26 protein-coding genes are annotated in these 24,862 nt (G+C 59.5%); 12 read left to right on the forward strand and 14 right to left on the reverse strand.

Annotation, left to right across the window (positions count from 1 at the left end):
* Positions 1-25 precede the first annotated feature (25 nt).
* The 4 genes from FY152_07515 (at position 26) to FY152_07530 (ending at position 4,741) form a co-directional block, all read left to right on the forward strand.
* A complete protein-coding gene (locus FY152_07515; protein ID UXS31941.1) occupies positions 26-1,444 on the forward strand; it encodes a PLP-dependent aminotransferase family protein in 1,419 nt (472 codons plus the stop codon).
* Positions 1,445-1,551: 107 nt separating this feature from the next.
* Positions 1,552-2,142 (forward strand): acyloxyacyl hydrolase, encoded by a 591-nt coding sequence (locus FY152_07520; GenBank protein ID UXS31942.1) that lies wholly within the window; start codon positions 1,552-1,554, stop codon positions 2,140-2,142.
* A 114-nt stretch (positions 2,143-2,256) separates the two neighbouring features.
* Positions 2,257-4,491, forward strand: coding sequence for a phosphoribosylformylglycinamidine synthase subunit PurL (gene purL / locus FY152_07525; protein UXS31943.1), 2,235 nt, complete (start codon positions 2,257-2,259; stop codon positions 4,489-4,491).
* 16 nt (positions 4,492-4,507) lie between these two features.
* Positions 4,508-4,741 (forward strand): BolA family transcriptional regulator, encoded by a 234-nt coding sequence (locus tag FY152_07530; GenBank protein UXS31944.1) that lies wholly within the window; start codon positions 4,508-4,510, stop codon positions 4,739-4,741.
* A gap of 140 nt (positions 4,742-4,881) precedes the next feature.
* Here FY152_07530 and FY152_07535 read toward each other — a convergent pair whose 3' ends face one another.
* Positions 4,882-6,030: a hypothetical protein gene (locus FY152_07535; protein UXS31945.1), complete on the reverse strand. Its 1,149-nt coding sequence runs from the start codon at positions 6,028-6,030 to the stop codon at positions 4,882-4,884.
* 110 nt (positions 6,031-6,140) lie between these two features.
* Here FY152_07535 and FY152_07540 point away from each other — a divergent pair, with 110 nt between their 5' ends.
* The 4 genes from FY152_07540 to FY152_07555 all read left to right on the forward strand — a co-directional run bounded on the left by FY152_07540 (position 6,141) and on the right by FY152_07555 (position 8,636).
* Positions 6,141-6,389 (forward strand): hypothetical protein, encoded by a 249-nt coding sequence (locus tag FY152_07540; protein ID UXS31946.1) that lies wholly within the window; start codon positions 6,141-6,143, stop codon positions 6,387-6,389.
* Positions 6,386-6,817: a hypothetical protein gene (locus tag FY152_07545; protein ID UXS31947.1), complete on the forward strand. Its 432-nt coding sequence runs from the start codon at positions 6,386-6,388 to the stop codon at positions 6,815-6,817. Before FY152_07540 ends, FY152_07545 begins: the two co-directional genes overlap by 4 nt.
* 137 nt (positions 6,818-6,954) lie before the next feature.
* Positions 6,955-7,290: a Grx4 family monothiol glutaredoxin gene (gene grxD / locus FY152_07550; GenBank protein UXS31948.1), complete on the forward strand. Its 336-nt coding sequence runs from the start codon at positions 6,955-6,957 to the stop codon at positions 7,288-7,290.
* Between the two features lie 137 nt (positions 7,291-7,427).
* Entirely contained in the window at positions 7,428-8,636 is a 1,209-nt protein-coding gene (locus FY152_07555) for a multidrug effflux MFS transporter (protein ID UXS33238.1), read from the forward strand.
* A 220-nt stretch (positions 8,637-8,856) separates the two neighbouring features.
* On the opposite strand, the gene FY152_07560 is transcribed toward FY152_07555, so the two are convergent.
* From FY152_07560 to rpsD, 5 genes are all read right to left on the reverse strand, one after another.
* The gene (locus tag FY152_07560; protein UXS31949.1) at positions 8,857-9,681 is read right to left on the reverse strand and encodes an inositol monophosphatase; all 825 of its coding nucleotides are present in this window, start codon (positions 9,679-9,681) and stop codon (positions 8,857-8,859) included.
* Positions 9,682-9,711: 30 nt separating this feature from the next.
* Entirely contained in the window at positions 9,712-10,539 is an 828-nt protein-coding gene (locus FY152_07565) for an inositol monophosphatase (protein UXS31950.1), read from the reverse strand.
* Between the two features lie 16 nt (positions 10,540-10,555).
* Positions 10,556-11,497: a tRNA 2-thiocytidine(32) synthetase TtcA gene (gene ttcA, locus FY152_07570; protein UXS31951.1), complete on the reverse strand. Its 942-nt coding sequence runs from the start codon at positions 11,495-11,497 to the stop codon at positions 10,556-10,558.
* Between the two features lie 61 nt (positions 11,498-11,558).
* The gene (locus FY152_07575; protein ID UXS31952.1) at positions 11,559-12,488 is read right to left on the reverse strand and encodes a glutaminase; all 930 of its coding nucleotides are present in this window, start codon (positions 12,486-12,488) and stop codon (positions 11,559-11,561) included.
* 68 nt (positions 12,489-12,556) lie between these two features.
* Complete coding sequence (gene rpsD / locus FY152_07580) at positions 12,557-13,174, reverse strand: 30S ribosomal protein S4 (protein ID UXS31953.1); 618 nt, start codon at positions 13,172-13,174, stop codon at positions 12,557-12,559.
* 452 nt (positions 13,175-13,626) lie between these two features.
* Between rpsD and FY152_07585 the strand changes: the two genes are divergently transcribed.
* Positions 13,627-14,610 (forward strand): TerC family protein, encoded by a 984-nt coding sequence (locus FY152_07585; protein UXS31954.1) that lies wholly within the window; start codon positions 13,627-13,629, stop codon positions 14,608-14,610.
* 185 nt (positions 14,611-14,795) lie between these two features.
* Here the strand turns inward: FY152_07585 and FY152_07590 are convergent, their stop codons facing one another.
* The 7 genes from FY152_07590 to FY152_07620 all read right to left on the reverse strand — a co-directional run bounded on the left by FY152_07590 (position 14,796) and on the right by FY152_07620 (position 21,098).
* On the reverse strand, positions 14,796-16,313 hold the full coding sequence (locus FY152_07590) for an ATP-binding protein (GenBank protein UXS33239.1): 1,518 nt from the start codon (positions 16,311-16,313) through the stop codon (positions 14,796-14,798).
* A gap of 126 nt (positions 16,314-16,439) precedes the next feature.
* Entirely contained in the window at positions 16,440-17,327 is an 888-nt protein-coding gene (locus tag FY152_07595; protein UXS31955.1) for an EamA family transporter, read from the reverse strand.
* A 35-nt stretch (positions 17,328-17,362) separates the two neighbouring features.
* On the reverse strand, positions 17,363-18,001 hold the full coding sequence (locus FY152_07600) for a LysE family translocator (GenBank protein ID UXS31956.1): 639 nt from the start codon (positions 17,999-18,001) through the stop codon (positions 17,363-17,365).
* A 186-nt stretch (positions 18,002-18,187) separates the two neighbouring features.
* Entirely contained in the window at positions 18,188-18,427 is a 240-nt protein-coding gene (locus FY152_07605; protein UXS31957.1) for a hypothetical protein, read from the reverse strand.
* Between the two features lie 378 nt (positions 18,428-18,805).
* Positions 18,806-19,627 (reverse strand): glutamate racemase, encoded by an 822-nt coding sequence (locus FY152_07610; GenBank protein UXS31958.1) that lies wholly within the window; start codon positions 19,625-19,627, stop codon positions 18,806-18,808.
* On the reverse strand, positions 19,611-20,453 hold the full coding sequence (locus FY152_07615) for an RNA methyltransferase (protein UXS31959.1): 843 nt from the start codon (positions 20,451-20,453) through the stop codon (positions 19,611-19,613). Before FY152_07615 ends, FY152_07610 begins: the two co-directional genes overlap by 17 nt.
* Before the next feature lie 114 nt (positions 20,454-20,567).
* Positions 20,568-21,098 carry a hypothetical protein gene (locus tag FY152_07620; GenBank protein UXS31960.1) on the reverse strand — a complete coding sequence of 177 codons (531 nt, stop codon included), beginning with the start codon at positions 21,096-21,098 and terminating at the stop codon, positions 20,568-20,570.
* Positions 21,099-21,313: 215 nt separating this feature from the next.
* Between FY152_07620 and FY152_07625 the strand changes: the two genes are divergently transcribed.
* Positions 21,314-22,528, forward strand: a complete 1,215-nt coding sequence (locus tag FY152_07625; protein UXS31961.1) for an NADP-dependent isocitrate dehydrogenase — start codon at positions 21,314-21,316, stop codon at positions 22,526-22,528.
* Between the two features lie 32 nt (positions 22,529-22,560).
* Here the strand turns inward: FY152_07625 and FY152_07630 are convergent, their stop codons facing one another.
* Positions 22,561-23,172, reverse strand: a complete 612-nt coding sequence (locus FY152_07630) for a helix-turn-helix transcriptional regulator (GenBank protein ID UXS31962.1) — start codon at positions 23,170-23,172, stop codon at positions 22,561-22,563.
* 79 nt (positions 23,173-23,251) lie between these two features.
* Between FY152_07630 and FY152_07635 the strand changes: the two genes are divergently transcribed.
* Positions 23,252-23,788, forward strand: coding sequence for a DUF1772 domain-containing protein (locus tag FY152_07635; GenBank protein ID UXS31963.1), 537 nt, complete (start codon positions 23,252-23,254; stop codon positions 23,786-23,788).
* A gap of 373 nt (positions 23,789-24,161) precedes the next feature.
* Positions 24,162-24,788 carry a glutathione S-transferase family protein gene (locus tag FY152_07640; GenBank protein UXS31964.1) on the forward strand — a complete coding sequence of 209 codons (627 nt, stop codon included), beginning with the start codon at positions 24,162-24,164 and terminating at the stop codon, positions 24,786-24,788.
* Positions 24,789-24,862 lie beyond the last annotated feature (74 nt).

A 24,862-nucleotide genomic window follows, 5' to 3' on the forward strand; every position in this document is an offset into this window, starting at 1 on the left:
TAGATACAATGCATAAATTGTCACCATGACAAATTGGCTTCCCGACATTACCGAGGGCAATGGGCCCATTTACCTGCGCCTTGCAGACAGTATCGAAGGTGCGATTTCGGATGGCATTCTGAAGGCCGGTTCGAAATTGCCGCCGCAACGCAATCTCGCTTATGATCTTGGCGTGACAATCGGCACAATCAGCCGGGCCTATGCTCTCATTCACGAACGTGGTCTCGTCAGCGGCGAAGTCGGGCGTGGCACCTATGTCAATGAGAGCAAGACCCCTGCCCCGTCGTCACGTATCGAACCCGCAGCGTCCGCATTCGGCGGCACACGCCACCCGATCGAGACCAGCGCGGAGTTCAGGCTGAACACCACTGCTGCACCCGATGTAGGCCAGAGCACGTTGATCACCCGGCACATCGAGGCCGTCACCCGGGACCATCCCTTCGAAGTGACCAACTACACCCGCGCGCTTCCAGACAGCTGGTGTATGGCGGGCGTTCGCTGGCTTTCCCAGAACGGCTGGTCGCCAAAGCCGGAAAACATCGTTTCGACGCTCGGCGCCCATGCGGCGGTGATGAGCGTGGTGACGGCGATGACGGCGCCGGGCGACCGGATCGTTTTCGAGCCCCTCACCTATTCCCATATCAGCCGCAGCGCCGCATTGGCCGGACGGCGGGTAACGCTGGTGGAAGCGGATGAGAAGGGCATTGTCCCCGACGATTTCGAACGCGTCTGCGCCCAGCAGCACCCCAAGATGATCTTCCTGATGTCAGCGGGCCAGAACCCGACCTGCGCCACCCTGCCCGAAGAGCGGCGGCGTGCGATCGCCGATATCGCCCGCAGATACGGCGTATGGATTGTCGAGGACAATCTCTATGGCGCCATGACCCGCGAGGCGATCCCGCTGATCGCCGAATTCGCGCCCGATATCACCTTCGTTGTCGGCGGCCTGTCCAAATCCGTTTCCGCCGGTGTCCGGGGCGGCTGGGTCGCCTGCCCGGCGCAGTTCTCGTCTAGGATACGCATTTCGCATTCGATGATGACCGGCGGTCTGCCCTTCATGCTGGCCGAACTGAATGCACGGCTCGTCAATAGCGGCGACGCCGATGACATCCGCAAGGATTGCATTGCCGAGATCAACCAGCGTGAGGCGATCGCCAGACGCGTTTTTGCCGGGCTGGAATTCAACTCGCTGCCGGATATCGCCTTTCTGTGGCTGCGGCTGCCCGAACCCTGGCTTTCTGGCACGTTCCGCAATGCAGCCATGAAGGAGGGCGTGCTGATCGACGACGAGGACGAGTTCAAGGCGGGGCGCACGGAGAAGGTTTTCCACCGTGTCCGCATCAGCTTTTCCGGGCCTCCCAAACGCGAGGATCTGACCCATGCCTTCGGCACCTTGCGGCATCTGCTCGACAATGGTTCGGCCGGTTATGAAAGCGAGGCGTGAGCGGGAACGAGTCTTTCCTGCAACACGACCTCTAATTCAGTAACTCATCATTTACCAAACCGGCGAATCTGCCATCCTTTCCCTACTTCGCAGTGGGGAATGATTCGATGGCAGCATTCGGTTCCACTTCCGCCAGGGCATTCTTCGCTCTTGTGATGGTTTTCGCAGCATATGTGTTGACTGATATGACGCCGGCCATCGCCGCGGATGGGACCGTGTTCGATGAATTGCGCTTCGGGGTCACAACCTCGCTCGCCAATCGCGATGACGGCGGCGAAGATGGCGTTTTTCCAGCCTTCACCGCCTATTTCGATCCTTTCGCCAGCGCCTCGGCCGTCACCCTTGGCGAAAAGCTTGCTCGCCCACGACTGCATCTGGGTGCGGAAATCGGCACCGAGGGCGAAGCGAATACCATTTACGGCGGCGTCAACTGGACCTTCGACCTCAATCCGAAGATTTTCGTCGATCTCGGCTTCGGCGGCCTGTGGCATGACGGCAGGCTGAGAAACGGTCCGGGCGAAACCGGCGCGGAATTTGGCTGCCGCGTGCTTTTTCATGAATATGCCGCCATCGGATATCGCTTCAACAGCAACTGGAATATCTCGACCCAGATCGAACACGCCTCACATGCCAATCTGTGCGACGGCCCCAATGACGGGCTGACGCGTGTAGGACTAATGGTCGGCTACAAGTTCTGAATAAGCCAACAAAGCAGCGCTTTGCCGGCAAAACGGCGCATTTTCCTGTCGCACGATCAAGCCTCTTGCGCTAAAGAACCGGAAACTTTCCTCGGCTCGAACCGCGTGAGACCTATGTCTATCTCAAATTCCATCAAGATCACCCCGGAACTCGTTGCATCCCACGGGCTGAAGCCCGACGAATACCAGCGTATCCTCGACCTGATCGGACGGGAGCCCAGCTTTACCGAGCTTGGCATTTTCTCGGCCATGTGGAACGAGCATTGCTCCTACAAGTCTTCCAAGAAGTGGCTGAAGACCCTGCCGACAACAGGACCGCGCGTCATTCAGGGCCCCGGCGAAAACGCCGGCGTGGTCGATATCGACGATGGCGACTGCGTCGTCTTCAAGATGGAGAGCCACAACCACCCGTCCTATATCGAGCCCTATCAGGGTGCGGCAACAGGCGTCGGCGGCATCCTGCGTGACGTCTTCACCATGGGCGCACGCCCGATTGCGGCCATGAACGCCCTGCGCTTCGGCGCGCCTGACCACCCGAAGACCCGCCATCTCGTAGCTGGCGTCGTCGCCGGTGTCGGCGGTTACGGTAATTCCTTCGGCGTGCCGACTGTCGGCGGCGAAGTGGAATTCGATCCCCGTTATAACGGCAACATCCTCGTCAACGCCTTTGCCGCCGGTCTTGCCAAGTCCAACGCGATCTTCCTCTCGGAAGCCAAGGGCGTCGGCTTGCCGGTCGTTTATCTCGGTGCGAAGACCGGCCGCGACGGCGTCGGCGGTGCGACCATGGCGTCCGCCGAATTCGACGAATCCATCGAGGAAAAGCGCCCGACCGTTCAGGTCGGCGACCCCTTCACCGAAAAGTGCCTGCTGGAAGCCTGCCTTGAGCTGATGAAGACCGGCGCGGTCATCGCCATTCAGGACATGGGCGCCGCCGGCCTCACCTGCTCGGCCGTTGAAATGGGCGCCAAGGGCGATCTCGGCATTGAGCTCGATCTCAACGCCGTACCGGTGCGCGAAGAGCGCATGACGGCTTACGAAATGATGCTGTCGGAAAGCCAGGAGCGCATGCTCATGGTTCTCGAGCCCTCCAAGGAAGAAGTCGCCAAGGCGATCTTCGTCAAATGGGGTCTGGACTTCGCGATTGTCGGCAAGACCACCGACGACCTGCGCTTCCGCGTGCTGCACAATGGCGAGGAAGTCGCCAACCTGCCGATCAAGGAACTCGGCGACGAGGCTCCCGAATATGACCGCCCATGGACACCCGCCAAGGTGCCGGCACCGCTTTCGGAAAACGACGTGCCCGCCGCCGATATCGCCGATGCGCTGGTGTCGCTGGTCGGTTCGGCCAACAATTCCTCGCGCCGCTGGGTTTACGAACAATATGACACACTGATCCAGGGCAATTCGCTGCAGCTTCCCGGCGGCGATGCCGGCGTGGTTCGCGTCGAAGGCCATGACAAGAAGGCGCTCGCCTTCTCCTCCGACGTCACACCGCGTTATGTCGAGGCCGACCCGTTCGAAGGCGGCAAGCAGGCCGTCGCCGAATGCTGGCGCAACATCACCGCAACCGGCGCTCTGCCCCTGGCGGCCACCGACAACCTCAATTTCGGCAATCCGGAAAAGCCCGAAATCATGAGCCAGCTGGTCCATGCCATCAAGGGCATCGGCGAAGCCTGCCGCGTCTTGGAGTTCCCGATCGTTTCCGGCAACGTCTCGCTCTATAACGAGACCAATGGTCAGGCGATCCTGCCCACCCCCACCATCGGCGGCGTCGGCCTGCTGAAGGATTGGGGCCGCATGGCGCGCATCCGTTTCGCTGCCGAGGGCGAAGTGGTGCTGCTCGTCGGCGCACCTGCCGGCCTCGGCACGCATATCGCCCAGTCGGTTTACATGCGTGACATTCATGGCCGCATCGATGGCCCGGCGCCGCATGTCGATCTCGCCGCCGAAAAGAACAACGGCGATTTCGTCCGTACGCTCATCACCGATGGTCTTGCCACCGCCGTTCACGATTGCTCCTCGGGCGGTCTCGCGCTTGCGGTTGCCGAAATGGCGATTTCGTCGGGCATCGGCGCAACCATCGACGCGGTCGAAGGTCACAACCCGGTACTCACCTTCTACGGTGAAGATCAGGGCCGTTACGTTCTGACGGTCAAAAAGGCCGATCTCGACGAGGTGTTGGCAGCAGCGAAGGCGGCGGGCGTTTCCTGCCCGGTTATCGGCGTTACCGGCGGTGCGAGCGTAAAGCTGGGCACGGCGCGGGCTGTCGAGATTAAAGAATTGCACTTGGCCTATGAATCGTGGTTCCCTAAATTCATGGACGGCGAAACTTTGCTCGCCGCAGAATGAATTAAGGAGAAACACCATGCCCATGAAACCCGGCGACATTGAAGACATGATTAAGGCGGGAATTCCCGGGGCAAAGGTCACGATCCGCGATCTGGCCGGTGATGGCGATCATTACGCGGCGGAAGTCGTTGCGGAAGCGTTCAAGGGCAAGACCCGCGTGCAGCAGCACCAGATGGTCTATGACGCGCTGAAGGGCAATATGGGCGGCGTTCTGCACGCCCTTGCCCTGCAGACCTCGGCTCCCGAATGATGACGCCCATGAAAACGGTTCCGGCAACCGCACGTCTCTGTCCCGCCTGGGGGACAGCGTGAAACCTTCGGAATAATCAAAGGCCCGCGTGATACTCTCACGTGGGCCTTTTCATGTCCGGCCGAGTGGATCAGCGCCGCTTACAGGACTGGCGGCGTCTGCGAATCCAGATCGGCAAAGGAGGCGACGGGCAAAGGCCCCGCCGTCAGCAGGGTAAAATCGTAACCGGATTTGCGATCCGGCCCCAGAACATATTGCCGGTGCATGCGCAGGAAGTTGCGCTTGTTCTTCTTATAACGCTCCGACGAAAGCGAATGCTTGAAGCGGATCGGCACGATCTTCGGCTGCGGCGCATCTTTATCGCCCGTTAAGCCCACGGTATTGCACCGGTAGAGGTGGATAGGATCGGTCAGGCACTGGATATCGAACCATGTCACCTCCGGGTGACGGGCGATCGTGCCGACGCTTTGGCGAAGCCGATCGGCGCTCGTCAGGAACGCACATTGTAGCGCCGCCCCGCCCAAGGTCGCGAAGGACAGTTTCCGGCCATCCAGCGCATCCGGCTTCAGTTCCAGCACACGGCCGATCACGGCGAGCGCAAGGCTGGCGCCCATGCTGTGGGAAACCACCAGAACCTCATCCGAAGGCTGCTCCAGCGCCGTCAGAACAAGTGCTGCCCTCTCCTCTATCCAGTCACGGGCAATCGGCTCATCGCGGCCGACCGCGAGCGCGAAGCGCCAGTCCGCATAAAGATGCAGGGTGTGAAACCGCTCCGCAAATGGCAGGAACGCCTTCACGAAAAACAGCGCGGCGGCGGGAAGGCTGATCACAAACAGCCAGAGCGGCAAACCAAAAAGCCATGGTGAAAGCGCAATGCCGGCAGCAAGCGCACCGCCGACAAGCATCAGCAAAAACGGGAAGATGAAGAACAGGCCAAAACGCCAGGCATGGCGGAAATAGCGCGCAGCACCGCCCTCACTGACAATGCCCGCCCCGGCTTTGAACCCGAGCCATGTCTGGCGCCAGACCGGCGCATCCCGCAACTGCGAGATAACGTCGTTATGGTCATAGACAAAAATCTCCGAACGCGTCCGCCATTCGCCCGCCGAGGCCTCCACCGTGAATGTCTCACCCGCCGGCGAAGTCTCCAGCGCTCCCACCTTATAATCTACATCCCATGTCTTGCCGGCCAGTGCCGCTGCCCGCTGGTAACGCAGATGATGGGCCGCCGCATCGAGCGGATCGAAACCGGGGAAATAAAGAACAAGTCGTGACTTGACGGTCGGCATGCATAAACCTTCAGGCTAGAGACACCCGAAAGGATCGCTTGATACAGTGGGCGATGCACGTATAGTAAAAAACGCGACGGAAATGTGATTTATTTATTGGCGAGGGAAATTTGTCTGGCATCGTCGATCAAGTGCTCAACGGCGTCGTCAAGGGCGCGCTGTCTGAAATCCTCACCAAGACCGGCATCCGCAAAACGCGCCGGGCGCGCCGGACGAAAAGTACCGGCTCGCTCGCCGGCGGCATCGTCGGATCCGTCCTCGAAGCCGCACTCAACGCCGCCGTCAAACCCAAGCCAGCCAGGAAACAGGTGAGCAAAAGGCGCACAGCCGCTGCCCGCAGCAGGCAACGATATCGATGATGCATCGCCTCCCCCTAATTCCCGCCTTTTTACTACTGGCGATTTCGGGGCCGCTACAAGGTGCCGCAGAGGTTAAGAGCAGCAAAGAGATAAAGATCGGCTTCGTCGTGGAGCTTGATGGTGCTGATCGGATATCCGGCACAGCCTTCTGCAAAACCGGCAACAGCTGCCGCCTGGTGGACCATAAAAGTCCAAAGTTAATTCTCGATATTGAAGTGAACAGTTTCTATAGCGAAATGGAGATTGACTGTGAGGACGATTGCTCGTTACCGAGCGGCAGGCGAGCCATAACGTTCGATAACACTCGCGAATTCGATATTCGGGAAGGCGAAACAGGTGTATTGACGCAATCAGTCTTCAGACGGTGGAAGCAGATAGGAAAAATAGTTCTCGACTTTTCTTACCCGAAGAGAACGACGCGCTGGTAGCCGGAGTTTCGACCCGCAATCAGCGATGCCACACCCGCGCATTTTTTACGCTTTCCGGGTGGAAATCGCGCCGCGACATGTTATTTAGGAACAAACGAAAGCAGCGGCCTTGAACCGCATGTGAAAGGAATAGGCCTATGAGCGGCATTCACGACATGATCGACAGCGAAGTGAAGAGCAACGATATCGTTCTTTTCATGAAGGGCACCCCGCAATTTCCGCAGTGCGGTTTTTCCGGCCAGGTGGTACAGATCCTCGATTATCTCGGCGTCGACTACAAGGGCATCAACGTGCTTGCCGATGCAGATATCCGCCAGGGCATCAAGGACTACTCCAACTGGCCGACCATCCCGCAGCTCTACGTCAAGGGCGAATTCGTCGGCGGCTGTGACATCGTAAGAGAGATGTTCCAGTCCGGCGAACTTCAAAACCACTTCCAAGAACAGGGTATCAGCGTCCGCGGCGCGGCCTGATTTCGGCCGGTTCATCCGGCCCACCCTGATTGTCAGAAATTTATGCCAGGCGTTGCTTCATGCAACGCCTTTGCCGTTCTTTTTGGGGCAATCCTGTGACAGAACTTTCACAATCCACCGCTTCGCGCGCAGGCTCGATGGGGCGCACGGAATTCATTGCGCTGGCCGCTATGCTAATGGCGCTGAACGCGCTCGCCATCGACATCATGCTGCCCGGCCTTCAGGAAATCGGTGCATCGCTGGGCGTGGTCAATGAGAACCACCGCCAATATGTGATCTCCACCTATCTCCTGGGCTTTGGCGTCGCCCAGCTTCTATACGGGCCGATCTCGGACCGTTTCGGACGCCGCAAGCCGATGCTTGTCGGGCTTGCGATCTACATCGTTTCAGCCCTCGCCGTGGTCTTTGTACCGTCCTTCTCCGGCCTGCTGCTGCTGCGTTTCATTCAGGGCATCGGTTCGGCGGCAACACGCGTCATCACCATCTCGATCGTGCGCGACATCTATGGCGGCCGCCAGATGGCGGAAGTCATGTCGCTGATCATGATGGTCTTCATGGTCGTTCCGGTCATCGCGCCCGGCACCGGCCAGATCGTGCTGTTTTTCGGCAACTGGCACCTGATCTTCGCCTTCATGGCGGCAATTGCCGCCGTGGTGACGGCCTGGATGTATTTCCGCCTGCCGGAAACGCTGCATCCGGACGATGTCCGCCCTTTCACCGCCCGTTCGGTGCTTGGCGGCTTCAAGATCGTGCTCACCAACCGTATCGCACTCTGCTACACGCTCTCCAGCACCTTCATCTTCGGGGCGCTGTTCGGCTTCATCAACTCGGCTGAACAGGTCTACAAGGGCATCTATGGCCTCGGCGCATGGTTTGCCGCGGCCTTCGCCGGCGTCGCCCTGTTCATGGCCTTCTCGTCCTTCATCAATGCAAGGCTGGTCGGCAGGTTCGGCATGCGCAAGCTGTCGCACGGATCGCTGCTCGGTTTCATCGCCATCACCTTCGTCTGGCTGGTGGTGCAGGTGCTGGGACCGGAACCGATGCCTTTCGCGATCTTCATCGTGTTCTTCGCGCTCGCCATGTTCCAGTTCGGCTGGATCGGGTCGAACTTCAACTCGCTCGCCATGGAGCCGCTCGGCCATGTCGCCGGCACCGCCTCCTCCGTCATCGGCTTCATGGGTACGGTCGGCGGCTCGCTGATCGGCGCCGCCATCGGCCAGGCCTTCGATGGCACGGCGCTGCCAATGGTGGCAGGCTTTTTCGTCGTCTCCATCATCGGCCTGATCTTCGTGCTGATCGGCGAAAAGGGCATGCTGTTCCAGGCGCACAACAAACCGACACGGTAAGGGCGGTTAGAAAAATAAAAGGGCGCGGAATTTTGTTCCGCGCCCTTTTTTATTTGTCCGCCAATTGCGCTTCGCTTTCAACGTCATCCGTTCTCCGCGTCATCCTCGGGCTTGACCCGAGGATCCATCGCCTCAACCACCTGTGGATCCTCGGGTCAAGCCCGAGGATGACGGATGTGAGACCGGTAAACTCCATCGAACCGCAACGTGATCGCGCAACTCAAACCGTGAAAATCTTCTCGCGCAGCAATTCCCAGGTCTCCTGGTCCGGCGCAAGCAGCAGTCCGCCATCCACATGGCGCGGCAGATAGGGTGAGCCGTCGAGACGGGCTGCATAAGCGCCCGCTTCCTGCGAAAGCAGCGTGCCGGCCAGATGGTCCCAGGGCATCAGCTTGTTATACATTAGGAAATGCATGTGGCCGCCGCAGAACAGGCGGTATTCATGCGCCGCGCAGCGATAGCTGGTGAAGAGCCGCACATCGGCGAGGTTCGTCAGAATCTTGCGGCGGGTCTCCACATCGAAATAGCCGGTATTGGCGATGCCAACCATCTGCGACAATTCAGGCGCCGGCACCACGGACATCTGCGTCTGCGCGCCATCGGCGCTGCAAAGCCACGCACCGGAGCCCTTTTCGGCAATCGCCCAATCATTGCCCATCGGGTCGAAGATGAGGCCGGCGACGGTCTCACCCTTGGAGATGACACTCATCATCACACCGAAGAGCGGCAGGCCGGAAGCGAAATTATAGGTGCCGTCAATCGGATCGACCACCACGGCAAGATCGGCGTCGGCAAGCTTGCCAAGCAGCGAGGCATCCGCCGCCACCGCCTCTTCGCCGATGAACAGTGCATCCGGCATGATTTCCTGCACGCGGGCGCGGATCAGCCGCTCGGCGGCCTCGTCAGCCTCGGTGACGAGATCGATCGCCTCGCTCTTGATCCGCACATCGCCTTCGCCCAAATTGCGGAACCGCGGCAGGATTTCCACTGCCGCCGCCTCCTGAAGCGCATTGGCAAGAGAGGCGATGTCGAGTTCGATAGCCATGGGCGATATCCTTCTGTCTAGGCGTAAAACTTATAAAGCCACGATTTCCCGGCGCAGCATCTTCCAGCTCTCCTTGTCGGGGGCCGACAGGATGCCGCCCGTCGTCTGTCCCGGTCGGTAGGGCGTATTGTCGAAACGGGCCGTATAGCCGCCCGCTTCCTGATGGATGAGAACACCGGCGAGGTGATCCCACGGCATCAGCTTTTCATGACCGATGAAATGCAGCTTGCCAGCCGAAGCAAGCCAATATTCATGTGCCGAACAATTCAGCGAGAGCGCCATCTTGATCTTCGCCATATTGGCGGCAATCACCGGACGGCGATCCTCGTGGCTATGGCCCCAGGAAAAGATGCCGACCATTTCGGATAGTGGCGCGGGATCCGCGACCTTGAGCTTCGCCTGCGAACCGTTCTTGCGGTTGAGATAGGCCCCCTCGCCCTTGAGAGCGACGATGGTATCGCCCATGACAGGATCGTGGATAATGCCCGCCACCGTCTCACCGTTGACGGTGACCGCGAGCAGCGTGCCGAAAGCGGGAAAGCCGGCAGCATAATTGAAGGTGCCGTCAATGGGATCGATCACGAAGGCAAGCGGCGCATCGGCAAGTGCGGGAATGACGGACTGATCCGCGTCATAGGCCTCTTCGCCGACGATATGGGCCTTTGGAAATCGCTGAAGCAGCGCGGCGGTGATCGCCTTTTCCGCCAGAACATCGGCCTCGGTAACGAGATCGACGGCAGAGGTCTTTTCGGAGATTGCACCGGCGCTCAGGTTTCGGAAGCGGGGCAAAATTTCATCCACACCAGCAGCAGCAACGGTGGAAACGAGGAAGTCGATATCTTTGTCGGAAAGGGTCATCGCGCGGGGCACTTCTTCATAAGGGAGGGCGGGCCTCCGTACGCTCTTCAGGTGACGCGCCGGTGACAGCGAGCGCGGAAAAATCAAAAAGCTTCGGATCGAGCAGATGCGACGGATTGACATGGGCAAGCGCCCTCAGCATCACATCCTTGCGGCCAGGCATACGCCTTTCTATGTCGGCCAGCATCTCCTTCATCGCATTGCGCTGAAGCCCGTCCTGCGAGCCACAGAGATCGCAGGGAATGATCGGGAATTCCATCGCCGCCGCGAATTTCGCCATATCTTCCTCAGCGCAATAGGCAAGCGGACGCATGACCATCAGGTCACCCTCATCATTCAAAAGCTTCGCCGGCATTCCGGCCAGCCGGCCGCCATGGAAGAAGTTCATGAAAAAGGTCTCGAGAATATCCTCGCGGTGATGGCCGAGCAGCAGTGCGTCGCAACCCTCCTCCCGCGCAATACGGTAGAGATTACCGCGCCGGAGCCGCGAACAGAGCGAACAGTAAGTGCCGCCGGACGGCACCTTTTCCTTCACCACGGAATAGGTGTCGCGATATTCGATGCGATGGGGCACGCCGATCTTCGCCAGATACTCCGGCAACACGTGCTTGGGAAAATTCGGCTGGCCCTGATCCAGATTGCAGGCAACAAGTTCGACCGGCAAAAGGCCACGCCATTTCAGATCGAGCAGCAGCGCCAGCAGCCCATAGCTGTCCTTGCCGCCGGAAAGGCCGACCAGCCAGCGCTTCTGGCCATTCAGCATGCCGAAATCGGTAAAGGCCTGGCGAACGTTGCGCAGCAGCCGTTTGCGCAGCTTGTTGAACGACACCGAACGCGGTGCATTGTCGAACAGGGGGTGCGAGCTGCCGTTTTCTTCGGATGCGTCCTGATCCGCCCCAATCTGGTCGGCCCCGGCCTGATCTACAAAATCATCGATCTTGGTGAGAATATTCATCATCCGCTCGCTCCGGCACGACTGCCGTTCTTAATGCAGGCAATGCCCCCATCCGCCGGCAATATCAAGCCCCGAATACCGACCAGCCGGTTTTCGTCGCCAGCATTTCCAGCGCATGTGACCCAAGCGCCGAATTGCCGACCTTGTTGAGGCCCGGTGACCAGACGGCGATGGACGCATTACCCGGCGCCACCGCCATGATGCCGCCGCCGACGCCGCTCTTGCCCGGCAGACCGACATGATAGGCGAAATCGCCCGATCCGTCATAATGGCCGCAGGTCAGCATCAGCGCATTGATGCGTCGCGCCCGACGGTCCGACACGACCGTATGCCCCGTCAGCGGGTTACGGCCGCGATTGGCGAGGAAGAGGCCGGCGCGGGAAAGCTGAGCGCAGGTCATGGAAAGCGCGCACTGATGGAAATAAACGCCGAGCGTATATTCCACGGGATGGTGCAGATTGCCGAAGGAGCGCATGAAATTGGCAAGCGCGAAATTGCGGAACCCCGTCGCCTGCTCGGATTTCGCAACCGTGTCATCAATGCTGATCGTGTCATCGTCCGCTAGATAACGAACGAAGCGCAAAAGCTCGCCAATCGCCTCGCGCGGCTGGTGGCCGGAAAGAACGATATCGGTGACCACGATGGCGCCTGCATTGACGAAGGGATTGCGCGGAATACCGTGCTCATGCTCCAGCTGGACGATGGAGTTGAAGGAAGAGCCTGATGGCTCGCGTCCCACCCGGTTCCACACCGTTTCCCCCGCCTTGCCGAGCGCCAGCGTCAGCATGAAGACCTTGGAGATGCTCTGGATCGAAAACGGCGTGAGCGCATTGCCGGCCGTATAGGTGGTTCCATCGACGGTGGTGATGGCAATGCCGAACTGGTTGGGATCGACCTTGGCAAGTTCGGGAATGTAATCCGCAACCTTCCCCTCGCCGAGCCTCGGCGCCATGCTGTCGTAAATGGAATCGACGATCGCCTGAATGTCCTGCATGCAAAGCCTTCCCCGCAAACAAAAAAGCCGCCCCGAAGGGCGGCTTCCTGAATACTGAAACGCGTCGATTAACGCGAGTAGAATTCGACGACCAGATGCGGTTCCATGACGACCGGGTACGGAACGTCGGAGAGAGCCGGAACGCGGGCGTAGGTCGCAACCATCTTGTTGTGGTCAACTTCGATGTAGTCCGGAACGTCACGCTCAGCGAGCTGAACGGCTTCCAGAACGGTTACGAGCTGCTTGGACTTCTGGCGAACTTCGATAACGTCGCCCGGCTTGCAGCGGTAAGAACCGATGTTGACGCGAACGCCGTTAACCGTGACGTGGCCATGGTTGATGAACTGGCGCGAAGCGAAAACGGTCGGAACGAACTTGGCGCGGTAGACGATGGCGTCCAGACGCGACTCGAGCAGGCCGATCAGGTTTTCGGAAGTATCACCCTTGCGACGGTTTGCTTCGTCGAAAGTGGCGCGGAACTGCTTTTCGCGCAGTTCGCCGTAGTAGCCCTTGAGCTTCTGCTTGGCGCGCAGCTGCGTGCCGAAGTCGCTCATCTTGCCCTTGCGGCGCTGGCCGTGCTGGCCCGGGCCGTATTCGCGACGGTTAACCGGGGACTTCGGACGACCCCAGATATTTTCGCCCATGCGGCGGTCAATTTTATACTTAGCCGATTCGCGCTTGCTCATCGTATTTCCTTCTCAAAAGGTTATGCCGGTCTGTTGCCAAACCGGTTCAAGGAAACACGCCCTCCTCTGAAGCCCGTTTCAGGGCCTCTGACAGGCTTCTCACATGCAAATGGAGAAACCACGGGACATGTCGGTGATATTGACCGCCGAACGTCAGCTATTACACTGCAAGGCAGTCAACAAAACACACCGGACATCACTGCCCGGCGTTGGGGCGGCTTCTAAACACGTTTTACAAAATTGTCAAACAACGCCTGCCGTTTTTTTTCTAGAGCCGGCCCTTGAAAAGCCTGAAGGCTCCCCTATCTGTTCACCGTGATCAGAACTCGGGCCCCTCTGACGTGTTACCGGACAACACGTGATGTCGAGTTTCTTTAGGTTGGGGCCCACGTATATTCTTGACACACGTTCCCCATCCGCAAAGCCAACCTCGTCCGGCTAAAGGTTGACTGATGGAGTTCCTCCTCAACGATTTTCTCGGTACCCCCACATGGATGTGGGCGGTCTTCATTTCTCTCGTCCTTGGCCTGCTCGCGCTCGATCTCGGCGTGCTGCACAAGAATTCCAAGGAAATCGGCATTCGTGAAAGCCTGCTGATGTCGGGCTTTTATATCGCCATCGGCTTGGCCTTTGGCGGCTGGATCTGGTACCAGTCCGGCCAGCAGTCGGCGATGGAATATGTCACCGGCTTCGTGGTCGAAAAAAGCCTGGCGATGGACAATATCTTCATCATCGCCATGATCTTCTCTTATTTCGCCATTCCCCGTCAGTACCAGCATCGTGTGCTGCTCTGGGGTATCCTCGGCGTCATCATCCTGCGCGGCATCATGATCGCCGGCGGCGCGGCCATCGTCGAAAACTTCCACTGGGTGCTTTATCTCTTCGCGGCCTTCCTCGTCTTCACGGGCCTCAAGATGCTGTTCTCGTCCGACCATGACGAATCGGACATCGGCAACAACCGCATCCTGAAATTCCTGCGCAGCCGCCTGCCGGTGACGGAGAAGCTGCATGGCGAAAAATTCTTCGTCAAGGAAACGGATGCAGCCACCGGCAAGCTGAAGACCTTCGTGACGCCGCTCTTCCTGGCGCTCATCATGGTTGAAATCGCCGACCTGATCTTCGCAGTCGATTCGATCCCGGCGATCTTCGCGATCACCACCGATCCGTTTATCGTCTACACGTCAAACATCTTCGCGATCCTCGGCCTGCGCGCCCTCTATTTTGCGCTCGCCGCCCTCATCCACCGCTTCGCCTACCTGAAATACGCGCTGGCTGCGGTTCTGGTCTTCGTCGGTTCGAAGATTTTCGTCGCCGATATGCTGGGCATCGCCAAGATCCCGCCCGCCGTCTCGCTCGGCGTCACCGTCGCCATCCTCGCAACCGGCATCATCGGTTCGCTGATCGCGACGCGCAAGGAAGCAAAGGCCATCGAGTAAGGATGAGCAAGATGAGGAGGCGGTAACGCCTCCTCACACGCCGTCACCCCGGACCTGATCCGGGGTCCAGCGCGATCAAGTCCTTGATCGCAACAGACTCGTCTCACGGCGCAGACGCACCGTGGCTGGATGCCGGATCAAGTCCGGCATGACGGAAGGTATGTCAAACAAGCAGCCTGCCTACCTCACTCCGCCGCCAATCTCGCATCATCCTCAGCCGCATCCGCATCGCCGGGTGCGGTTTTTGCATCGAGATCGGGGAAAGCCACGATGCGCTTGCCGGAGAAGTCGGCATGCACCACCACAAGCTCCTTCTCTTCGAAGTAACCGAGCAGCCGCCGCGCGCGGCGGGCGGAATGGGTGCCATAGGCCCGGGCAATGCGGGCATCCGACGGGCAAGGCTCTTCACCCAGCGCCGCCTTGACGAGCAGCAGGAAAACCCCCTGCAGGTCATCGGAAACCGACATGGACAGTTCCAGCGCCTTTTCCCAGCCTTCGCTCGCCGCCATCGCCGCATCCACACCGGAGCGGGCAATCGCCACCTGTCGGCGGAATTCCGCCAGTGTCATCGGCGTGCCGGGAATGCGGCGCATACGGGCGCGCACCAGAAAATCCTGATAAAGCACGGCATCCGTGCGATAGGCCGATTGCGGATCGTCGAGAATTTCAACGAGAACCGCACCGATCTTTTCCTCACGCTCCTCCGGCGTCAGTTCCGGCTGGCCTGCACGCGGCGATTGCTCCGGTGAAGGACCGACGGCGGCGGGCGTGGAACGGGAGAGTTCGGCGAGAATATCGGTGGTCGGGCGCGGCGCGGGCGGCGTGCGGCGCACGGCGGCGCGCGTGAATTCTTCCGGATCTGGCGTGAAGATCAGGTCTTCTACATCCTGGGGCGCATCCGGCAGCGGCATCAGCTTCGGTGACGAGGAGCGCGCCGAGGTTTCCACCGCCCCGATGACAATCGGCAACGGGCGGCGCGACAGCGCCGGGCCGAGCGCCACGAAATTGCCGCGCTGCAGATCGCGGAACATTTCCGCCTGTCGCCGGTCCATGCCAAGAAGGTCAGCCGCGCGCGCCATGTCGATATCGAGGAAGGTGCGGCCCATCAGGAAGTTCGAGGCTTCCGCCGCGACGTTCTTGGCGAGCTTCGCCAGACGCTGCGTCGCGATGACGCCGGCAAGCCCGCGTTTACGCCCACGGCACATCAGATTGGTCATGGCGCCGAGCGACGCCTTGCGGGCATCCTCGGTCACCTCGCCGCCGACGGAGGGCGCAAACATCTGCGCCTCATCCACCACGACAAGTACCGGATACCAGAATTCACGATCCGCATCGAACATGCCGTTGAGGAAGGCGGCGGCGGCCCGCATCTGCTGCTCGATATCGAGGCCTTCCAGCGTCAGCACGCAGGAAACGCGGTGCTGGCGAATGCGGTTGGCAATACCGGCAAGCTCCGCCTCGGTACGCTCACCATCCACCACCACATGGCCGAACTTGTCGGAAAGCGTGACGAAATCACCCTCGGGATCGATGATGACCTGCTGCACCCATTGCGCCGATTGCTCCAGCAGCCGGCGCAAAAGATGCGACTTGCCGGAACCGGAATTGCCCTGCACCAGCAAACGTGTCGCAAGCAATTCCTCGATATCGAGCTTGGCCTGCTGCCCGCCCGATAGAGTTCCCATGTCGATGCCGACCTGCAATGTTCCGTTCCTCGTGCTGCATGCCATCCGGCCGATTCCCGTGTCGGCGGCCGAACATGCTCTTTACCAAAAAATCGCCGGTTGCGTCTGCCCCATGCCGGTAATGCACAGGCAATTGCACCGCATCTATGCGGCTCCGGATGAGACCCGCAAAAATGAAAGCCGCCTGCCGAACACATTCAGCATCAGCCCGACGATGACCAATGCAGCACCGACCACTTCGAAGACGGTAATATGCTCCGCAAAAGCGAGATAGGCGCTGACAAAACCGACAATCGGCACCAGCAATGAAAACGGTGCCACCGTTCCGGCCGGATAACGCAGAAGCAGGTAACTCCAGATGCCCGCGCCAACGATGGTCGCGCCATAGGCCATGTAGATCACCACCAAAGCCATCGTCGGCGTCGCGTTGAACAGCCCTTCCGCAATCGCATCAGGTCCCTCCACCACCAGCGAAAGCAGGATCAACGGCAGAACCGGCACAAGGCTCGTCCATGCAACAAAGGAAACCGCATTCACCTGGCCGATGCGGCGGTTGACGATGTTGCCGCAGGCCCAGGCAATGGCCGAGCCGACCCCCATCAGCAGCGGTATCAGCGCTGCCGCCGTCATCCGCTCCACGCCAATGACCGCCAGCCCGCCGAAAGCAATGATTGCGCCGACGATCTGCGAGGGCAACGGCCGCTCGCCAAGAAACACCACGGCGAGCGCCAGCGTGAAAAAGGCCTGCGACTGCATGACGAGCGAAGCGAGCCCCGCCGGCAGGCCGAGTTTGATGGCCGGGTAAAGCAGGCCGAACTGCACGAAACCCATCGCCATGCCGTAAACGATCATATGCCGCCACGGCACGTTGGGTTTCGGCAGGAAGAACACCAGGGGCACGGCCGCAAAGAGATAACGCACCCCCGTCAGAAACAATGGCGGCATATCGGCGACGCCAACCTTGATGACGACGAAGTTGAAGCCCCACAAAAACACGGTGATCAGGGCGAGAAGTATATGCGGCAATGCCATTTTGTTATGTCCGAATTTCAGGTGATCGAAGCGCTTTACGCCGAAACCGCCCTCTTCCAGCCAAAGGCTATGAGACCGGCGCCGATCAGGAGACCGCCGCCCGTGCGGTTGACGATGCGCTGAACCTTCGGCTTGCGGATCGTATTGCGGGCAGCACTTGCCAGAAGTCCATAAAGCGCCGCATTGACAGTGGCAAGCACCAGGAACGTCACCTCGAAAATCAGCACCTGCGGCCAGAAGGGCAATGTCGGCACCAGAAACTGCGGCAGGAAGGCCACAAAGAACACGATGCTCTTCGGGTTCAGCGCGGTGACGATATAGGCATGCAGGAAAATCTTGAGCGGCCTTTCGCGACCGGTCACGCCCGTCCCTTCCGCGCCCTCGCCGCTGACCGGTGAACGCCACAGCTTGATGCCGAGATAGATGAGGTAAGCCGCACCGATCCATTTCAGCCCGGTGAAAAGCGCCGCCGATGTGGCAAGCAGCGCGCCTAACCCCAGCATCGAGGCCGTCATGGCGGTAAAATCACCAAGCGCCACGCCCGTCACCGTCGCCGTGCTCGCCTTGCGGCCATGGCCGAGCGCGTAGGAAATCACCAGCAGGATCGTCGGTCCCGGAATGGCAAGCATGATGGCGGATGCGGCCACGAAGGCCAGCCAGTTTTCCAATGGCATGATGGGTCTCCTCTATCCCGAGTCTTGAGCAAGCCACGGAAAATGTTTCGCTTCAAGCCGGATTTTACAAACCGTGCAGCGCGCTTGTAACAACCCGAAAAACGTCCCTGTAGTATCTTCGCCGCCGCCGGCGGGCAAAGTTGGATACGGCCCCTCCCGCATGTCTGCGCGGGAGAGGCCGTCACATCAAAACCGGGGTGCCCAGTGTGGAACCTCCCAATCCCGCCGTCGCTTTACGCGCGAGGGGTCAAGGCCGATATCGACCAGAAGGCGCTCCGGCAGATCGGCAGGATCAGTCGGCGGCGCACGCGGCACCAGTGCGGCAACGAGAACCGCCTTCAGGGTTTTCCAGACGCCGAATGTGACGAACAAGCGATCGACCGCATCCGGCAGCGCATATGCTACCAATGGTTGATTTTTCTGCATGGGGAATCCATCCCGGCGCGGCAAAGCGGCCAGGTCCTTTATCGATGGAAAACGACATGCCGGAAGCGCGGACGCAGCAGCAGGGGCCACGCGGACGCACGATCACATGTCGAACAAAGTGAAAATGCCAAACGGCAAGGAAATCAGGCTTTAAGCCTTATCGGAGGGAGATGCCTCGGGTGACGTAACCGCAGGACATCATGCCGGAAAGGCCTGACATGCCGTTAAGGCGTATATTCATATGATCAGTCATTCCACGCCTCCATTTATAGCGGTTACAGACGAGGAGCATCTTACACAAGAACTACGGCGCGACAAGTGGTCGCAATCTCGAATTGCAAAAGACGGATAAATTAGATGCAAAAATACAACAGGCTTTCAGACCGACGAAACACTGAGGCCAAAACCCTGCATCAATCGCCGCGTGGCGAAGTCGGGCTTGCCTGAGGTGAAGACGGCAAAGTCAAAACCATCGGGATGTTCCGCATCCTGTGGCAGCGGCACCAGATGGCGCGCGCGCCGGGCAATCGCCTCGGCGGGGTCGAGCCAGTCCACCGGCCAGGGGGCCAGCCTGCGAAACACATTCGCCATGAAGGGATAATGGGTGCAAGCAAGAACGACGATGTCGGTGCGCTTGCCATCGCTGTCGATGAAGCAGGGTTCGATTTCGGCAAGCACGGCTTCGTCGGATACAGGCTCACCCCTGATCCAGCTTTCGGCCATGCGCGCCAGATTTTCCGAGCCGACGAGACGGACATGGCACTGGGTGGCGAAGGACTGGATAAGATCACGCGTATAAGCACGCTTGACGGTGCCCGGCGTCGCCAGCACGGAAACAAGGCCGGAACGGGTGCGCTCGGCGGCGGGCTTGATGGCGGGCACAGTGCCAACGAAGGTCATCTGCGGAAAGCGGGCGCGAAGGTCGGCCCCGGCCAGCGTGAAGGCGGTGTTGCAGGCGATGACGCAGACTTCGGGACTATAGTCTTCAAGCAGCTTTTCGAAGAGCGAAAGGATGCGCGCCTTCAACGCCTCCTCTTCCCAGCCGCCATAGGGAAAACCCGCATCATCGGCCACATAGATGAAACCGCGCTCGGGCATCAGCACCCGCGCCTCGCGCAGCACGGTCAGCCCGCCAATGCCGGAATCAAACACCAGCACCGGTTTCAGCACATCGGCTGCGGCCTCACTCGTCTTCAGCATTCTCCCCGGTTCCTTTCGGCAATGTTCCCTCTGCCGTTCCCGCCCGGCCTGCCTGCTTTGGCCATTGCCGGGGAAAACGGTCGAGCGAATTGATCACGCCACGGACAACACTGATTTCCTGCTCGGAAAAACCGCGTCTCGACAGCACCGCGCGCAGGTTGTCGACCATTTTCGGCTTTTTTTCGGGCGGATGGAAATAACCGCGCGCATCGAGCGCCTCCTCGATATGCTCGAACAGGCCAAAGACCTGTTCCTTGGTCGAAGGCCGCTGCTCGACAGACTGGAAAAGCGTTTCGCCCAGATCGTCCATGCCGGATTTCATCCATTCATAGGACATCAAAAGCACGGCCTGCGCGATGTTAAGCGAGGCGAAAGCGGGATTGACCGGAAATGTCACGATCTCGTCGGCCAGCGCCACTTCCTCATTGGTAAGACCCCAGCGCTCGCGCCCGAACAGGATGCCGGTTCTCTCCCCCGTCTTGAACTTTGCACGCAGCGTCTCGGCGGCGGTGACCGGAGCACGGACCGGCTTGAACCCGTAACGCTCACGCGCGGTCGTCGCATAGACGAAGTTCAGGTCCTTGATCGCCTCTTCCAGCGTCTCAAACACCTTCGTGCCATCAATGACATGATCCGCCTTGGAAGCGGCGGCGCGGGCCTTCTCGCTCGGCCAGCCATCGCGCGGGTTGACCAGGCGCAATTCGGCGAGCCCGAAATTGGCCATCGCCCGCGCCACCATGCCGATATTTTCGCCGAGCTGCGGTTCGACCAGAATGATCGCCGGGCCTTCCGCCACAAGTTCAAGCTCGCTGTTTGTGCCTGCCATCGTCGTTTGTCCGTGTGTTGAAGCGTCGCATCGGTTTTCGAGCCGATGCGCTAAAGCGCGCTTCACTGGCACAGATCGGCGCTAAAATCAAAGGCGGAGGGATGCAAGCACCCCTCACTCCCCCTTGATAATCGTTGCCATCTCTTCGCGCAGCGAATCCCTGCCCTCATCGCCAACGCGATGAATATCGCTGATGACCGACCGGCCATCTTCCTCGACGACATCGAAATGCACTTCGTCAACCGTCGCCTTCATCTCGGCCTCGTCCATGCAGGCCCAGAGTTTGAACTTTGCGGTCACGTCGGTCACACCGTCCTTGACCGCGCCCGGCGTCACCGACACATCCTCGAGCGGGCAACCATCCTGCGAGTTCGTCACAACATCGTAACCGAAGGGATCGCCCTTCTCGCCACTCTCGGCCTCATAGGCGGGCTTCTTGGAGGCTTCGCGATATTGCGCGACGAAATCCTTGCTGAACAGGCTGGTCAACATGTCCTCATCGAAGATGTATTTCCAGTTCTCGGCATCGCCGGACCAGTTCTTCACGGTGATATCCATCACCTTCTGGACGGGATCGGCAGGGCCTGCCGCAAGGGCGCTGTGGGAAAAGAGGACGGCGGCAGTCAGAAGCAGAAAATTCCGCATGATGTGATCCCGGGATTAGCCAAAAAGGCGGGCGAAGCGATTCGCCTGACTGTATTCCGGCATTATGGTTTGGCAATGCGCAAAGCGTTATTGCGCTGCGCCAAAAAAGCGCCCCCCATGGCTTTGCCTCAGGCGCGTGCGATGCTATAGCCGCACCGGATATTTTTCCGACTATTGGCGTCAACAGGCGCCACAGCTTCGAAGGTGAGGAATTCATGGCAAAGATCAAGGTAGCCAATCCGGTCGTCGATCTCGACGGCGACGAAATGACCCGTATCATCTGGCAGCTCATCAAGGACAAGCTGATCCTGCCTTACCTCGATCTCGATATCGAATATTACGACCTCTCGGTTGAAAACCGCGACGCCACCAACGACCAGGTTACCGTTGATGCTGCGCACGCCATCAAGAAGCATGGCGTCGGCATCAAATGCGCCACCATCACCCCGGATGAAGCCCGCGTCGAGGAATTCGGCCTGAAGCAGATGTGGAAGAGCCCGAACGGCACGATCCGCAACATTCTGGGCGGCGTCATCTTCCGCGAGCCGATCATCTGCAAGAACGTTCCGCGCCTCGTTCCCGGCTGGACCAAGCCGATCGTCGTCGGCCGTCACGCTTTCGGCGACCAGTACAAGGCAACCGATTTCAAGTTCCCCGGCAAGGGCAAGCTGACCATCAAGTTCGTCGGTGAAGACGGCCAGGTCATCGAAAAGGACGTCTTCGACGCTCCGAGCGCCGGCGTGGCACTTGCCATGTACAACCTCGATGAATCGATCCGCGAATTCGCCCGCGCCTCCATGAACTATGGCCTGATGCGCAAGTGGCCGGTTTACCTCTCCACGAAGAACACCATCCTCAAGGCCTATGACGGCCGCTTCAAGGATATCTTCGAAGAAGTTTACCAGAACGAGTTCAAGAAGCAGTTCGACGAAATCGGCATCATCTATGAACACCGCCTGATCGACGACATGGTCGCTTCCGCGCTGAAGTGGTCCGGCGGCTACATCTGGGCCTGCAAGAACTACGACGGCGACGTGCAGTCCGATACGGTTGCGCAGGGCTTCGGCTCGCTCGGCCTGATGACCTCCGTTCTTCTGTCTCCCGATGGCCGCACGGTCGAAGCCGAAGCCGCACACGGCACGGTGACGCGCCACTACCGCCAGCACCAGAAGGGCCAGGAAACCTCGACCAATTCGATCGCATCGATCTTCGCCTGGACCCGTGGCCTCGCCCACCGCGCCAAGCTGGACGACAATGCCGAGCTGGCGAAGTTCGCGGCAACGCTTGAAACCGTCTGCGTCGACACCGTCGAAAGCGGCTTCATGACCAAGGATCTGGCGCTCCTCATCGGGCCGGACCAGCCCTGGCTCTCCACCACCGCCTTCCTCGACAAGATCGATGAAAACCTCAAGAAGGCGATGGCGGCTTAAGCCTCCTCACTCGGCAGTTTTAAAACCCGGCCTCAGCGCCGGGTTTTTTCATGCGCGCCGCAGAGCTGGAAAATCATCGTCGCTGCGCGTGCCGATCGAACCCTTATCTCCGCTTCCGCCGGAAGGCCGATAGCGCCGGTGGCGCGCCTGATCTGCAAATCCCCCACCAGAAGCGACAGCCAGATTTCCGCAGGCTCTTCCGAAGCGTCGGTGCATTTGACACCCTGTTTTTCCAACGCTTGAAAATAAGCGGCGAGTTTCGGCATGACACGGTCACGCCCTTTCTCCGCCAGAAACGCGCCAAGCGCGGCATCAACGCCCGCTTCCGCCGCCGCAACACGATTGAGCAGCACGGCCCGTTCTCCCAGCAGCATCAACAGGAGATCCGCTCCGAAGCGGGAGAGTTCCGCCACGCCATCCGCCGCCTCCGCCGATGGCAATATCAGCCTTGCCGCATTTTCTTCGACCATGGCTTCATAAAGCCCGGCCTTGCCGCCGAACCAGCCATACAGCGTCTCCTTGGAAGACCTGCTCACCTTTGCCAGCGCCTGCATGGAAAACGCGGCATAACCGTCCTCGGCAAGCATGGTGAAGGCATGCTCGATAATTTCACGCCGGCGTACTTCCCTGCTCTCGCTTCGCATTCGCGCTCCTTGACAAAAACCGTACATATGCGTACGGAATAACCGTACGCATATGTACGGTTATTCTATGGAGATTTTCATGTCCAGCTCATTTCTGCATGCCATAACAATAAAGCACTTTCCCGCGCTGGGGCCGGCAAGAGAAGCGGCATGTTTCGCACTGCGCCTCTTTGCGCCCATGACCCTTGGCATAATGGCCGGCTTCTTCTTCGCCTTCAGCAATCCCGTCATGATGGCGTTCCAGCAACTGGAAGCGGATATTTTCACCCAGGCGTTTAATGGCATCAACGTCAGCGTCCGCAACGGCATCTTCTTTGCGGCCTTCTTTGTTCCGCTCGCCGCCCTTCTTGGTGCGTCACTTGTCGACCGCGACAGCCGGCTGCTGTGGGTGTCGGCCTTGATCATCTACACAATCGTCGTGATCCAGACCCGCTTGGTCAATGTTCCCATCAACGAGTTTTTCAAGACGGTTTCGGCCGAAATACCGAGCGACTGGCAGGAGCTGCGTGACCGGTGGGCACTTTCCAACCTCATCCGCATCGTACTCACGGGCATCGCCTTTCTTCTCGCACTGCTTGCCGCCACGAGACATGGCGAAAGACGTACGGCTGATTGACCCACCACAAACCCGGCACTTCGCGGCGCATTGCTGAAAAGCGCGCCAGCAGGCGGTGCGAAATGCCAGACAACAAAAACCCGGCCGCAACGTCGGGTTTCTTTTTTTGTTCACAGTATCTTGATTAGACGTTGCACTAGGCGCAAACTTCGATTCCGCACAGTGCCGCGGCCAGCATAACAATAAGACAAAGCTGAAACAGCATTTACTCACGTATAACTTGCCCGGCACAGTCAGAATTTCATCGGAGCGTCGACGCAATCTTAAAAGACGCGCAAATGACGCTGCGGACTATAAAAATGCACCGTGACAGCAAGAAATCCGCACCGGTTTCTCATGATGCTTCGGCGATTTTGCTTGGGGAGGCAAAGCCATGAGTGAATTGATCTTCTACACCAATCCCATGTCGCGCGGTCGCATCGCGCGCTGGATGCTCGAGGAAGTCGGCGTTCCGTACAAAACGGAAATACTGGGCTTCGAAACCTCGATGAAGTCGCCCGCCTATCGGCTGATAAATCCGATGGCCAAGGTGCCCGCCATCAAACACGGCGATACCATCGTCACCGAGGCGGCGGCAATCTGCGCTTATCTTGCCGATGCCTTTCCCGGCGCCAACCTCGCACCGACGCCGAAGGCACGCGGGCTCTATTATCGCTGGATGTTCTTCGCCGCTGGCCCGCTGGAAATGGCGGCCAGCATGAAGGCAATGGGTTTCGAAGTGCCAAAGGAAAAGCTGCGCATGGCCGGCTGCGGCAGCTATGCGGACGTAATGAACACGCTGGAACGCGCCGTCAGCGAAAACCGTTTCATCGCCGGCGACCTCTTCACGGCGGCGGATGTCTATGTCGGTGCCCATGTCGGCTGGGGCCTGCACTTCGGCACGATCGAGAAACGCCCGGCCTTTATCGACTACATGTCGCATCTGACCGATCGCCCGGCCTTCAAGCGGGCAGCCCAGCTGGATGAAGAAGCCGCGAAGGATTTACAGGCAACGGGATAAACCACCCGCCCCTGTTGCAACGACTGAACCATAACCGGTCCGGACCTCGCTTGTCGGACCGGTCCTGGCAACGG

Origin of the sequence: Agrobacterium tumefaciens (assembly GCA_025560025.1) — a bacterium.
GTDB lineage: Bacteria > Pseudomonadota > Alphaproteobacteria > Rhizobiales > Rhizobiaceae > Agrobacterium.